Source organism: Bradyrhizobium sp. LTSPM299 (assembly GCF_000938235.1).
In the GTDB taxonomy this organism is placed as follows: Bacteria; Pseudomonadota; Alphaproteobacteria; order Rhizobiales; family Xanthobacteraceae; genus Bradyrhizobium.
The window spans coordinates 1-12761 of sequence record NZ_JYMU01000076.1 but is presented as its reverse complement, the minus strand read 5'-3'; the positions used below and the strand labels follow the sequence as shown (position 1 = coordinate 12761).

Below are 12761 nucleotides of genomic sequence, written 5' to 3'. Positions count from 1 at the left end.
CGCCCGGACCTTATGCCTTAGTTACTATTGAGGATCGGATCGAGGATAAAGGGCTTCTTGGTGCCTTTCGACGCGGCCGGCGCTGCGTCCGTTCCGTAGCTCGGATTGAACAGGCTGGGCTGGCTCGCGCGCTCGGTCTCGGTGTCGCCAGTCACCTGCGCCGTTGGCGCGGTGTTCGACGCCGTCGGCGGCAGATCGAGCGGTCCCTTGCGGCCACAGCCGCCAAGCACGAGAGCTGTGGCGCAGAGCGCAATGATGGCCCATCCCGACCGGGTCAGGCTTGTCTTGCTAGTCACGACGAAATCCCCAATTCGGGCCGCACCATACAAACATTGCCACGGTCTGGCGAGACCCGGGCCTCGCTGAAATGACAGCGAAATTTCCCGTTCAGCCCAACTTTCGCTCTTTTTCCAGCCGCTTCGCCCAGGCTTTGGCTTGGGCCAGCACATTCTTCGGTGCCGTTCCGCCGTAGCTGGTCCGGCTCTTCACCGAAGACTCCACGCTGAGCACCTTCAGCGCATCGGCGGTGATCTTGGGTTCGACCTCCTGCATCGCAGTCAGAGGCAATTCGTGCAGCGCGACGCCCTGCTTGGAGGCGAGGCCGACGATGCGCCCGGTGACGTGATGGGCGTCGCGGAACGGCATTTTGAGGGTGCGCACCAGCCAGTCGGCGAGATCAGTCGCGGTGGCGTAGCCTTCGCCTGCGGCTGCCTTCATGCGGCCTTCGTCGGGCACGAGGTCCTCGACCATGCCGGTCATGGCGCGGATCGCGAGCGACAGCGCGGCGAAAGCCTCCATCGCGCCCTGCTTGTCCTCCTGCATGTCCTTTTGATAGGCGAGCGGCAGGCCCTTCATCACGATCAGCAGCGCGGTGAGCGCCCCGATCACGCGACCGGTCTTGGCGCGGACCAGTTCGGCCGCATCCGGGTTGCGCTTCTGCGGCATGATCGATGAGCCTGACGTGAACTTGTCGCTGAGCCGGACCAGGCCGACCAGAGGCGAGGTCCAGATCACGATCTCCTCGGCAAAGCGCGACAGATGCACGGCGCAGATCGAGCAAGCCGACAGCGTCTCCAGCACGAAATCGCGATCCGACACCGCATCGAGCGAATTGGCCATCGGACGATCGAAGCCGAGCGCCTTGGCCGTCGCGGCACGGTCGATCGGAAACGAAGTGCCGGCGAGCGCGGCGGCGCCCAGCGGCGATTCGTTCAGCCGCTTGCGCGCGTCGGCAAAGCGGCCGCGGTCGCGGGACGCCATCTCGACATAAGCGAGCAGATGGTGGCCGAAGGTCACCGGCTGCGCGGTTTGCAGATGGGTGAAGCCCGGCATAACGGTCGCAGCATGCTCGAGCGCGCGGGTCACCAGCGCGTGCTGGAACGCGGCCAGCGCTGCGTCCGTCTCGTCGATCGTATCGCGGACATAGAGCCGGAAATCGGTCGCGACCTGGTCGTTGCGCGAGCGCGCGGTGTGCAGCCTGCCCGCGGCCGGCCCGATCAGCTCCGACAACCGCGACTCGACATTCATATGAATGTCCTCGAGCGCGCGCTTGAAGTCGAAACCGCCCTTGGAGATTTCTGACAAAATCGTGTCTAGACCTTTGCCGATATTTTTCGCATCACCCGCGGTGATGATGCCTTGCGCGGCAAGCATGGCTGCGTGGGCCTTGGACGCGGCGATGTCCTGGGTATAAAGGTGACGATCGACGTCGATGGAGACGTTGATTTCCTCCATGATCGCATCCGGACGCTCCGAGAACCGGCCGCCCCACATCTTGTTGCTCATGACTTCTCGCTCACGACTTTGTATTCAGGCCACGCCGTTTCCTGGCCGGATCGGCGAAACGGCGCACAGGTTCCGAACGTAATTCCCGGCATTGCATAGCCACATCTGGCCCAGGATGACAAACGATATGCCCGAAACGCCCTCACCCGAACGGACTGCCAAGTCGACCCCCACGCGGCGCATCCCGCTCGTGATCGGCGCGGTGCTGGTCGGGGCCGTCGTTGGCTATATCGGGGTTTCGAGCCTCAAGCGCCCCGCCGCTGGCGACGTCGCCTGCAACGGCGCGGTGGCTCTGGCGAACAAGATCGCGCCGCTGGCCCATGGCGAGGTCGCGGCGCTGACCATGGCGACCACCCCGCTCCAGCTGCCTGACCTCGCCTTCGAGGACGCCAACGGCCAGCCGAAGAAGCTCTCCGACTTCCGCGGCAAGACCGTGCTGGTGAACCTCTGGGCCACCTGGTGCGTGCCCTGCCGCCGGGAGATGCCGGCGCTCGACAGCCTGCAGACCAAGCTCGGCGGCAAGGATTTCGAGGTGGTCGCGATCAACATCGACACCCGCGACCCCGACAAGCCCCGAAACTTCCTGAAAGAGGCCAATCTGACCAATCTGGGCTATTTCAGCGACCAGAAAGCCAAGGTCTTTCAGGATCTTAAGAACATAGGCAAGGCGCTGGGAATGCCGACCTCGGTGCTGGTCGATGCCAAGGGCTGCGAAATCGCCAATATTGCCGGCCCGGCCGAATGGGCCAGCGACGACGCCATCACGCTGCTCAAGGCGGCGGTGCAGCCGGCCTCAGCTGGATTTTAGACGTCAGGCTGTGACGTTAAGGTTGCCGCCGATGCCCGGGCCAAGATTGGCTGATGACGGCGTGCCGGTGCCCAGCAGGGTCTGAACCGCTGATTTTTCCGCGTCGAGGTTCTGCTTCATCACCGTCGTGGCGATCTGGCCCTGCAGATTGCCCTGCTGCATCGACAGGATGCTGCTGACCATGCTCATCATATCCATACGCGGTACTCCCAAAACGACCTTGGCGTAACGCGGGAAAGTTAACGCCCAGTGGGAATCACCGCGTCACGCTGACGCAGCGCTAGCTGATCCGGTGCACCCAGCCGAATTCGTCGGCGACGTCACCGCGCTGGATGCCGACCAGTTTCGCCTTGATGGCGGCCGTGACCGGGCCGGTCGCAGCGTCTGAAATCACGATGTCGCCCGCGCTGCTCTTGATCTTGCCGATCGAAGCGACGACGGCGGCGGTGCCGCAGGCGAACGCTTCCTTCAACTTTCCGCTCGCGGCGTCGGCGCGCCATTGGTCGATCGAATAGCGCTCTTCGCGGACGGTGCGGCCGTCCTTGCGCGCCAGCGTGATGATGGCATCGCGCGTGATGCCGGGCAGGATCGTGCCCGACAGCGGCGGCGTCACCAGCGAGCCGTCGTCCATCACGAGGAAGATGTTCATGCCGCCGAGCTCCTCGACCCAGCGATGCTCGGCTGCATCGAGGAACACGACCTGATCGCAACCGTTCTCCATGGCCTCGGCCTGCGCGAGCAGGCTCGACGCATAATTGCCGCCGCATTTGGCTGCACCGGTGCCGCCCTCGGCGGCGCGGGTGTAGCGGTCGGTCAGCCACACCGTCACCGGCTTCTCGCCGCCCTTGAAATAGGATCCGACCGAGCTTGCGATCAGGATGAACAGATATTCGTGGGACGGGCGGACGCCGAGGAAGGCTTCGGTCGCGAACATGAAGGGCCGCAGATAGAGACTGCCGTCGCCCTGCGGGATCCAGGCCGAATCGATCTTCACGAGTTCGTCGACCGCCTGCAGGAACATGGCTTCCGGCACCTCCGGCATTGCCATGCGGGCGGCCGATTGCTGGAAGCGGCGGGCGTTCTGATCCGGACGGAACAGCGCGATCGAGCCGTCACTGAGGTTATAGGCCTTCAGCCCCTCGAAGATTTCCTGCCCGTAGTGCAGGACGGCGGCGGCCGGATCGAGCGTGATCGGCGCGCGGCCGCGCACCTCGGCGTCGTGCCAGCCGCGATCCTTGGTCCAGCGGATCGTCACCATGTGGTCCGTGAAGACCTTGCCGAAGCCCGGATCCTTCAACAGGCCCGCCCTGACGTCGGCCGCCACCGGCCGTTCCGTGGGGCGGCGGGAGAAGGCGGTCTTCGAATGAGCGTCCATCGGTAAAAGCCCTGCAAAGCGCGCGGTCGGCGCGGAGAATGGTTTTCGATAAGCCCTGTACGGATCAAGTCAAGCGCGCACGCGGAATGGCCGTCAGGCCTGCCAAAAGGCAAATGCGCCTTCGCGGCCGCAGCATACCGGAAGTAAAAATCCCTACCGCATGATCCGGAAAAGTGTGAAGCGGTTCTCCGAAAAGATCATGCGCAAACAAGAAGCTAAAGCCCGATGAAGATTCAACCAAATCTCATCGCGCTTTAGCGGGTCGGGACCGGCTTGTCGCCGCGATAGTCGTAGAAACCGCGCTGGGTCTTGCGCCCGAGCCAGCCGGCCTCGACATATTTCACCAGCAGCGGGCACGGCCGATACTTCGAGTCGGCGAGGCCCTCGTGCAGCACCTGCATGATCGACAGGCAGGTATCGAGGCCGATGAAATCGGCAAGCTCGAGCGGTCCCATCGGATGATGCGCGCCGAGCTTCATCGCCGCGTCGATCGCCTCGACGTTGCCGACACCTTCATAGAGCGTGTAGATCGCCTCGTTGATCATCGGCAGCAGGATGCGGTTGACGATGAAGGCCGGAAAATCCTCGGAAACCGCGACTTGCTTGCCGAGCTTACCGACGAAGGCTTTGGCGGCGTCGAACGTCTTGTCGTCGGTGGCGATGCCGCGGATCAATTCGACCAGCTCCATCAGCGGCACCGGATTCATGAAATGAATGCCGATGAAGCGTTCGGGACGGTCGGTCGAGGCCGCAAGCCGCGTGATCGAAATCGACGAGGTGTTGGAGGCGACGATCGCCTCGGGCTTCAGCGTCGCGCAGAGGTCGTGAAAGATCTTGCGCTTGGTCTCTTCCTTTTCGACCGCGGTCTCGATCACCAGATCGCAGTCCGCCAGCGCATCCAGCGTCTCGGCTGACGTGATGTGGTCAAGCGTCTGCTTGCGCTCGGCTTCGCTGATGATTTTCTTCGAAACCTGGCGCGTTAGATTGCCGTTGATCGTGGCCAGCGCCGACTTCAGCCGGTCGGCGGACACGTCGTTCAGCACCACGTCGAAGCCGGCCAGCGCCGCCACATGGGCAATACCGTTGCCCATCTGACCCGAACCGATCACGCCGACTTTCTTGATTGCCACCGTCATCTTGCCATCCACCGGAACGGCGCGCTCACAGCGCCTGCCCAATCCCAACGATACCCGAAAGCGCAGCCTTCCGGGTGCCCAATTCGCCGGAAGACGCCCCAAAATGTAACACCGGCCGGAGCTTAGCCATCCGGCCGGTGTCTTGTCGCTTACTTTCCGAGCTTGCCGAGCGCTTCGGTCAGCTCCGGAACCGCCTGGTAGAGGTCGGCGACCAGGCCATAATCGGCGACCTGGAAGATCGGTGCGTCCTCATCCTTGTTGATGGCGACGATAACCTTGGAGTCCTTCATGCCGGCCAGATGCTGGATCGCGCCGGAGATGCCGATCGCGACGTAGAGTTCCGGGGCCACCACCTTCCCGGTCTGGCCAACCTGCCAGTCGTTCGGCGCATAGCCGGCATCGACCGCGGCGCGCGAGGCGCCGACGCCGGCGCCGAGTTTGTCGGCGAGCGGCTCGATGTATTTTGCGAAATTCTCCCGGCTCTGCATGGCGCGGCCACCTGATACGATGATCTTCGCCGAGGTCAGCTCGGGACGATCGTTCTTGGCGACCTCTTCGCCGACGAACGATGACAGGCCCGGATCCGCCGCCGACGCAGCGTTTTCGATTGTCGCGCTGCCACCCTCGCCGGCTGCGGCGAAGGTCGAGGTGCGCACCGTGATGACCTTCTTGGCGTCTTTCGACTTCACGGTCTGGATTGCGTTGCCGGCATAGATCGGCCGCTCATAGGTGTCGGGCGCGACCACCTTGATGATCTCCGAGACCTGCATGACGTCGAGCAGGGCTGCGACGCGCGGCATCACATTCTTGAAGCGCGAGGTCGCGGGCGCGACGAACGCATCATAGCCGCCAGCCAGCGACACGATCAGCGCAGCGAGCGGCTCGGCAAGGTCGTGTTCATAGGCGGGACCTTCGACGACCAGCACCTTCTTCACGCCATCGAGCTTGGCCGCGGCTTCTGCCGCCGCCTTGGTGCCCTGGCCACCGCCGGCGACCAGCACGTGCACGTCGCCGCCGAGCTGGCTCGCCGCAGTCAGCGCCTTGTTGGTCGAATCCTTCAGGGTCTCGTGGTCATGTTCGGCAATCAGCAGCGTCGTCATCAGATAACCCCGGCTTCGGTCTTGAGCTTGTTCACGAGTTCGGCGACGTCCTTGACCTTGACGCCCGCCTTGCGGCCTGCCGGTTCCGTGGTCTTCAGCACTTCCAGGCGCGGCGTGAGATCGACGCCGTAATCAGCCGCGCTCTTGTCGTCGATCGGCTTCTTCTTCGCCTTCATGATGTTGGGCAGCGAGGCGTAGCGCGGCTCGTTGAGGCGGAGGTCGGTAGTGACGATCGCCGGGCCCTTGAGCTTGATGGTCTGCAGGCCGCCGTCGATCTCGCGCGTGACCTTGAAGTCGGAACCATCGACTTCAAGCTTGGAGGCGAAGGTCGCCTGCGACCAGCCCAGCAGCGCAGCCAGCATCTGGCCGGTCTGGTTCGAGTCGTCGTCGATCGCCTGCTTGCCGAGAATGACGAGGCCGGGCTTCTCCGCATCCACGATAGCCTTCAGGATCTTGGCGACCGCGAGCGGCTCGACAATGCCTTCCGCCTTCACGAGGATGCCGCGGTCGGCACCCATCGCGAGGCCGGTGCGAATGGTCTCCGAGGCCTGTGCGGGTCCGATCGACACCACCACCACCTCGGTCGCCTTGCCGGCTTCCTTCAGCCGCAGCGCTTCCTCGACGGCGATTTCATCGAACGGGTTCATCGACATCTTGACGTTGCCGAGCTCCACGCCCGATCCGTCGCTCTTGACGCGGACCTTGACGTTGTAGTCGACGACCCGCTTTACCGGCACAAGAACCTTCATCGATCCTCTTTCGCTTTGATTTTATGGGTTTCCATTGGCTGGCGCGGAACCTAAAGGTCCCGCTACCCCCGGTCAACGCGCGAAAGCCAAAAAACCGCCCCCTGGATTTGAGCCAATCTAGCTAGCGGTTCTGACCCGGCACCCACAGCACGTCCCCAGCGCCCTTGTTGTTCTGGAAGCGGCTGGCAACGAACAGGAAATCCGACAGCCGGTTCATATACTGGATGCCAGCGGCATTCACCGGCTCGTCCGGCTGGGCGGCGAGTTCCACCATGATCCGTTCCGCCCGGCGACATATGGTGCGGGCGAGATGCAGATATGCAGACCCGGGCGTGCCGCCGGGCAGCACGAACGAGGTCAGCGGCGCGAGCTCGTCGTTCAGGCTGTCAATGTCGCGCTCGAGCCGCTCGACCTGGCTCGCCAGCATCCGCAAGCGCTCAGCCTTGCCCTCGCGCGCGGGCACCGCGAGGTCGGCGCCGAGATCGAACAGGTCGTTCTGGATCCGCCCCAGCATCGCATCGAGCTCGCGCGCGTCAGCCAGATGCAGCCGCACCACGCCGATCGCAGCGTTGGTCTCGTCGACCGTGCCATAGGCGGCGACGCGCAGATCGTATTTCGGGCGGCGCTCGCCGGACCCGAGCGCGGTCGTGCCGTCATCGCCGGTGCGCGTGTAGATCCGATTGAGAACGACCATTGTCGTGGTCTCCTAGGGTTTGCGCATCGCGATTAGTGTCCCATCGCCCAGACCGTGACCATGGTGATGACGATCGCGATGAACTGTAGCAGGACGCGCCATCGCATCAGGTTCTGCGAACGGTTCGGCGAACCGCCCCTCATCATGTTGACGAGGCCGAGCAGCAGCACCAGCGCCACGGCGGCGACGGCGATGGGAAGGACGATCATGCTGAGAAGGGATGTCATCGACGGTACATAACACCGCATGGGACGGACTTCCACACACCCCGGCGATGCAACCAACTGGCATTTCGCCGCGTAATATCACAAGCTGGGGCTGTTTTCGGATCGAGCCGTGTGCCGGGTGGAATGTGAAGCAGCTTCGTTACGTCACCCACGTCGTGATGGATGCCTTTTACACGTTCCTTGCCGACGACGGCTGGGCGATCGCGAGCCACATCGCGCTGTCGACCCTGATGGCGCTGTTTCCGTTCCTGATCGTGCTGACGTCGCTAGCCGGCTTCTTCGGGTCCAAGGAACTCGCCGACCAGGCGGTCGGGCTGTTGCTGCAGGTCTGGCCGCAGCAGGTCGCCGACGCCCTGTCTGGCCAGATCCACGAGGTGCTGACCACGACCCGCGGCGACATCCTCACCATCGGCGCCGTGCTTGCGGTCTACTTCGCCTCCAACGGTGTCGAGGCGCTGCGGGTGGCACTGAACCGCGCCTATGCCATGGCCGAGCCGCGGCGCTGGTACTGGCTGCGGCTGGAATCGATCGGCTACACGCTGGTCGCGGCGGTCACCTCGCTGGCGATGGCGTTCCTGATCGTGCTCGGACCGCTGTTCCTTGAAGCGGCGCGGCGCCATATTCCATTCTTCGTCGAATCCAACGAGAGCCTGCTCAACACCGCCCGCTACGGCGTCACGACCCTGGCGCTGATCGTCGTGCTCTTCTTCCTGCATGCCTGGCTGCCGGCCGGCCGCCGCGGCTTCCTGCAGATCCTGCCCGGCATCATCTTCACCGTGGTGGCGTCGTTGATCTCGGGCATCGGGTTCGGCATGTATCTGGCGCGCTTCGCCAACAACTACGTCACGATGTATGCGGGGCTCGCCTCGGTGATTATCGCGCTGGTGTTCATGTATTTCATCGCCGCGATCTTCGTCTATGGCGGCGAGCTGAATGCGGCGATCATCAAGTCGCGTCTGCCGCGCGGCGTGTCGCTTCAAGCAGCGCAGTCGCTAGCGCCCGCGGAGAAACAGGCTTGACCAGGAAGCCGTCGGCGCCGGCGGCGCGCGCGGCAGCCTCGTCCTCACCGCGGCCGGAAATCCCGATGATCGCGATCCGGCCGCTTGGCGGTGGCAGCGCGCGGATGCGCCTGATCGCCTCAACCCCGCCGACGCCCGGCAGCACCATGTCCATCAGCACCGCATCGAAGGCGCTCTGTCCGAGCCGATCGGGCGCGGCTTCGCCCTGGCCGATAAATTCAGTATGATGCCCGAGTTCGGTCAGGATGGTGTTGAGCACGACGCGGCCGAACGGATTGTCCTCGACGCTGAGCAGCCGCAGCGGCTGCGTCGCTTCCCCGGCCCCGTCACCATCGGACATGATGGTGACCGGTCCCGCGGCCGGCGTCAGCAAGACATTCAGCGTGAACACCGTGCCGCCGCCCTTGCGCTCGGTTGCGACGATGTCGCCGCCCATGGCGCGCGCGAGCTGCTTGACCGACGAGAGGCCGAGCCCGGCGCCGCCGAACCGCGCGGCGATCGAAACATTGGCCTGCGAGAACGGCCGGTACAGCCGCTTCGCATCCTTGAGCGTCAGGCCGATGCCGCTGTCGGAGACCGCGAAGACGACGCCGATCTTGCCCTTGGCCGCGCGGGCCGGCGCGGCATGCAGCGCGACGCGCCCCTGCTCGGTGAACTTGACGGCATTGTCGATCAGGTTTTCCAGCGCCGCGCGCAGGCGGACGGGATCACCGACGGCGAAGGCGGGCAATTTGTCCGATATCTCAACGGAGGCCTGCAGCCCCTTGGCCGCCGCGCGGCCGGCCAGCGAGTCGCCGACGTTCCGCGCCAGCGTGCGCAGATCGAAGAAATCCTGCCTGATATCGAGCCCCGGCCCCTCGCTCCGGGCGGCGTCGACGAAAACCGTCGCAAGGCTCGCCAGATGTTCCGCGCCGGCCTTGATGGTGTCGACCCAGCGCCGCTCGCGCTCGCCGAGATCGGAGGTCGCGAGCAGATTGCTGATCGCGAGGATTCCGGTCAGCGGCGTCCGCACCTCATGGGCAAAGGCGGCGAGCGCGGTCTCGATCATGCCGGGGTCGGGTTTTGCAAGAGCAGGCTTGCGGCGCGGCTTGGCCTTCGCCGGGGCGCGCTTCTTCGGCGGCTTCTTTTTCAGTTGCCGCGAGCTGCGCCGTCCGCGCGATGGTACCGCCATAATCTCCGTTGTCCCTGCCCGGGAACCAGCATGCCACGCCCGCAGCCTCGGAGTCACGGCGGCGTCGCCCGCTTACCAACCGCAAAACTACGGCAGGCCGACCAGGCGGCGAATGTCGGCCGGGCTAGCGCCCTCCGCCCGCAATTCGCGCAGCCCCGTCGCCCGGGTCGATTTCGAGAGCTTTTGCCCGGCCGCGTCGCGGATCAACGGATGATGCCGGTAGGCCGGTGGGGACAGGCCGAGCAGATCCTGCAGAAGGCGATGGACGCTGGTCGACCAGAACAGGTCCTGTCCACGCACCACATCGGTGACCCCCTGCAGGGCGTCGTCGATCACGACCGAGAGATGGTAGCTGCTCGGGATCTCCTTGCGCGCCAGGATGACGTCGCCCCAGGCCTCCGGCCGGGCGGCAACGTCTCCGGTTTCGCCGGCGGGGCCTTCACCCTGCTCGCGCCAACGCAGGTGGCCTGCGCGCGCCGCCGCCATGTCGAGCCGCAGGGCGAAAGGCACACCCTGTTCGATCAGGCGGCCGCGCTCCTCGGATAACAGCGATTTGGCGGTGCCCGGATAGAGCGGCGCCCCATCGGGATCGCGCGGCCAAGCGCCGCGGGCCTCCTTGTCGGCGACAAGCCGCACGATCTCGGCGCGGCTCTCGAAGCTCGGATAGATCAGCCCCTGCTCCGAGAGGCGATCGATCGCCTGGCGATAGGCCGCAAGATGCTCCGACTGCCGCCGCACCGGCGTCTCCCAGGACATGCCGAGCCAGGCGAGGTCCTCGTAAATCGCCACCTCGAACTCCGGCCGGCAGCGTGTTGCGTCGATGTCCTCGATCCGCAGCAGGAAGCGCCCGCCCGACCGCCGCGCCAGCTCGAAATTGAGCAGCGCCGAATAGGCATGGCCGAGATGCAGGTCACCGTTCGGGCTTGGTGCGAAACGGAAAACGGGTGGCGGCATCAAATTAATCCCGTCATGGCCAGGCATAGCCGTCCGAAGGACGGCGTCGCTTTCCCTCGCCTATACCCGGCCATCCATCTAGACGAGACTCTGTTACGATAGGAGATGGATGCGCGGGTCAAGCCCGCGCATGACAAAGTTGATGCCGATGACAATGCTGATCCATCTCGAAACCCAGGCCGACCTCGACGACGCGATCCACAAACTCGTCGATCAGGACCGGCGGCTGCGGCCGATCCTTGAACTGACCGGCATGCCGGCGATCCGGCAGCGCGAGCCGGGCTTTGCGGGACTGGCCGCGATCGTCTGCGGCCAGCAGCTCTCGACCGCCAGCGCCGCGGCGATCTGGACACGCGTCAGTACGGCGTTCGATCCGTTCCATCACGACGCGATCCGCAAAGCCCGCGCCGACCGGCTTGGCCGGCTCGGGCTATCAGCCGCCAAGATCAAGACGCTGAAGCACATCGCGCGCGAGCTCGCCGAGGAGCGGCTGAACCTCGACGTGCTCGCCAATGAGGAGGCCGACGCCGCGCACAACACGCTGACGGCGCTGCCCGGCATCGGCCCGTGGACTGCCGACGTCTATCTGCTGTTCTGCCTCGGCCATGGCGACGCCTGGCCGGCCGGCGACCTCGCCGTGCAGGAAGCGGTCAAGGTCGGGCTCGGGCTGAAGGAGCGGCCGACGCCGAAGCAGATGGCGCCGCTCGCCGAACCATGGCGTCCCTTGCGCGGCGCCGCGGCGCATCTGTGGTGGGCTTACTATCGCGTGTTGAAGAAGCGCGAAGGTGTGCTTGCGCAATAGATCGGGGTCGCGTGTCCCAGACGGGGTACAGCGCCCTTCGGCGGCGCACCTGGCGCTCGGATACAAAATATCGAAAACAACCCATGCAAAGTAAGATAGGGGCGCTCGCCGGACCGGTATTTGGCGGTGGGCTTGGCGGTAGCGACACCCGCTACCGGCAGGTTTGGCCGAGACATGTGCTTCTCTTGCCAGCGGCTTCCGGTCCGCCGCTATTAACGGACATCATCAAACCGGCCCGGTTGGTCTGCTATGGGCCCAGGCCGTGCGAAAACCTCGCCTCCGCTGCTATTCTGCAGTGAATCGACGGGGACGAGCGATGGCTGGATTCGTGGAAGGGGTTGATCGCGGACAAAGCACTTTGTTCCCTGCGGTGCTCGACGACTACGTGGCCGAGGACAATCCGGTGCGTGCGGTTGATGTGTTCGTCGACGGGCTCGATCTGGATAAGCTCGGCTTCGTTGGGGTCCAGCCACTCGACACGGGGCGATTGCAGTTGATACGCAGCATCATCTCATCGTGGCTCACGAGGTGACCAATGTGGGCACCGATCGCAATCAACTCGCCAACATGGCCGGGCAGGCGCGCGACGAGATGGCTGTCGAGACGCTCGAAGTCGTGGCAGACCGCGGCTATTACGATGGAGAGGAGATCAGGGCCTGTGAAGATTCCGACATCACGGTGATGTTGCCGAAGCCGTTGACATCGGGCGCCAAAGCCGCTGGCCGCTTCGGCAAACAGGACTTCGTCTATGTCGCCGCCGCAGATGTTTATCGCTGTCCCGCCGGCGAGCGGCTAACTTATCACTATACGAACGTAGAGGACGGAAAGACGCTGCGCCGCTATTGGACAAGCGCCTGCAAAACCTGCGCGCTAAAAGTTCAATGCACGACGGGCCCCGAGCGCCGCATCACACGCTGGGAGCACGAGGCCGTTCTGGAGAA

The 12761-nt window shown here is 64.6% G+C and carries 15 protein-coding genes and 1 pseudogene; 5 read left to right on the top strand and 11 right to left on the bottom strand.

The window, feature by feature from the left end; all coding sequences use genetic code 11:
- Positions 1-17 precede the first annotated feature (17 nt).
- Both lptM and argH read right to left on the bottom strand, forming a co-directional pair.
- The gene (gene lptM, locus UP10_RS46075; protein WP_044591608.1) at positions 18-296 is read right to left on the bottom strand and encodes an LPS translocon maturation chaperone LptM; all 279 of its coding nucleotides are present in this window, start codon (positions 294-296) and stop codon (positions 18-20) included.
- Between the two features lie 91 nt (positions 297-387).
- Complete coding sequence (argH, locus tag UP10_RS34260; RefSeq protein ID WP_044591607.1) at positions 388-1785, bottom strand: argininosuccinate lyase; 1398 nt, start codon at positions 1783-1785, stop codon at positions 388-390.
- A 127-nt stretch (positions 1786-1912) separates the two neighbouring features.
- On the opposite strand from argH, the gene tlpA reads away from it, so the two are divergent.
- Positions 1913-2593, top strand: coding sequence for a thiol:disulfide interchange protein TlpA (gene tlpA, locus UP10_RS34255; protein ID WP_044591625.1), 681 nt, complete (start codon positions 1913-1915; stop codon positions 2591-2593).
- Between the two features lie 3 nt (positions 2594-2596).
- Here tlpA and UP10_RS34250 read toward each other — a convergent pair whose 3' ends face one another.
- The 7 genes from UP10_RS34250 to UP10_RS34220 all read right to left on the bottom strand — a co-directional run bounded on the left by UP10_RS34250 (position 2597) and on the right by UP10_RS34220 (position 7874).
- Positions 2597-2791, bottom strand: coding sequence for a YjfB family protein (locus UP10_RS34250; RefSeq protein WP_044591606.1), 195 nt, complete (start codon positions 2789-2791; stop codon positions 2597-2599).
- A gap of 82 nt (positions 2792-2873) precedes the next feature.
- Positions 2874-3968, bottom strand: a complete 1095-nt coding sequence (locus UP10_RS34245; RefSeq protein WP_044591605.1) for a branched-chain amino acid aminotransferase — start codon at positions 3966-3968, stop codon at positions 2874-2876.
- Positions 3969-4222: 254 nt separating this feature from the next.
- Positions 4223-5104 carry a 3-hydroxybutyryl-CoA dehydrogenase gene (locus tag UP10_RS34240; protein ID WP_044538230.1) on the bottom strand — a complete coding sequence of 294 codons (882 nt, stop codon included), beginning with the start codon at positions 5102-5104 and terminating at the stop codon, positions 4223-4225.
- 149 nt (positions 5105-5253) lie between these two features.
- On the bottom strand, positions 5254-6204 hold the full coding sequence (locus tag UP10_RS34235) for an electron transfer flavoprotein subunit alpha/FixB family protein (RefSeq protein ID WP_044591604.1): 951 nt from the start codon (positions 6202-6204) through the stop codon (positions 5254-5256).
- Positions 6204-6953 (bottom strand): electron transfer flavoprotein subunit beta/FixA family protein, encoded by a 750-nt coding sequence (locus tag UP10_RS34230; protein WP_044591603.1) that lies wholly within the window; start codon positions 6951-6953, stop codon positions 6204-6206. The genes UP10_RS34235 and UP10_RS34230 overlap by 1 nt, the downstream gene beginning before the upstream one ends.
- Positions 6954-7074: 121 nt before the next feature.
- Positions 7075-7647 (bottom strand): cob(I)yrinic acid a,c-diamide adenosyltransferase, encoded by a 573-nt coding sequence (locus UP10_RS34225; protein WP_044591602.1) that lies wholly within the window; start codon positions 7645-7647, stop codon positions 7075-7077.
- Between the two features lie 32 nt (positions 7648-7679).
- Entirely contained in the window at positions 7680-7874 is a 195-nt protein-coding gene (locus tag UP10_RS34220; protein ID WP_044538134.1) for a twin transmembrane helix small protein, read from the bottom strand.
- 158 nt (positions 7875-8032) lie between these two features.
- On the opposite strand from UP10_RS34220, the gene UP10_RS34215 reads away from it, so the two are divergent.
- Complete coding sequence (locus UP10_RS34215) at positions 8033-8893, top strand: YihY/virulence factor BrkB family protein (protein WP_502692343.1); 861 nt, start codon at positions 8033-8035, stop codon at positions 8891-8893.
- Here the strand turns inward: UP10_RS34215 and UP10_RS34210 are convergent.
- Both UP10_RS34210 and gluQRS read right to left on the bottom strand, forming a co-directional pair.
- Positions 8820-10064 carry an ATP-binding protein gene (locus tag UP10_RS34210; protein WP_044591600.1) on the bottom strand — a complete coding sequence of 415 codons (1245 nt, stop codon included), beginning with the start codon at positions 10062-10064 and terminating at the stop codon, positions 8820-8822. The genes UP10_RS34215 and UP10_RS34210 overlap by 74 nt on opposite strands.
- Before the next feature lie 87 nt (positions 10065-10151).
- The gene (gluQRS, locus tag UP10_RS34205; RefSeq protein WP_044591599.1) at positions 10152-11018 is read right to left on the bottom strand and encodes a tRNA glutamyl-Q(34) synthetase GluQRS; all 867 of its coding nucleotides are present in this window, start codon (positions 11016-11018) and stop codon (positions 10152-10154) included.
- A 154-nt stretch (positions 11019-11172) separates the two neighbouring features.
- Between gluQRS and UP10_RS34200 the strand changes: the two genes are divergently transcribed.
- The 3 genes and pseudogenes from UP10_RS34200 to UP10_RS34190 all read left to right on the top strand — a co-directional run.
- Entirely contained in the window at positions 11173-11820 is a 648-nt protein-coding gene (locus UP10_RS34200) for a DNA-3-methyladenine glycosylase family protein (RefSeq protein WP_044591624.1), read from the top strand.
- A 316-nt stretch (positions 11821-12136) separates the two neighbouring features.
- Positions 12137-12352: a hypothetical protein gene (locus tag UP10_RS46070; protein ID WP_044590342.1), complete on the top strand. Its 216-nt coding sequence runs from the start codon at positions 12137-12139 to the stop codon at positions 12350-12352.
- Positions 12310-12761 (top strand): annotated as a pseudogene (locus tag UP10_RS34190) (IS5/IS1182 family transposase); the annotation flags it as partial. The gene UP10_RS46070 and the pseudogene UP10_RS34190, both read left to right, overlap by 43 nt.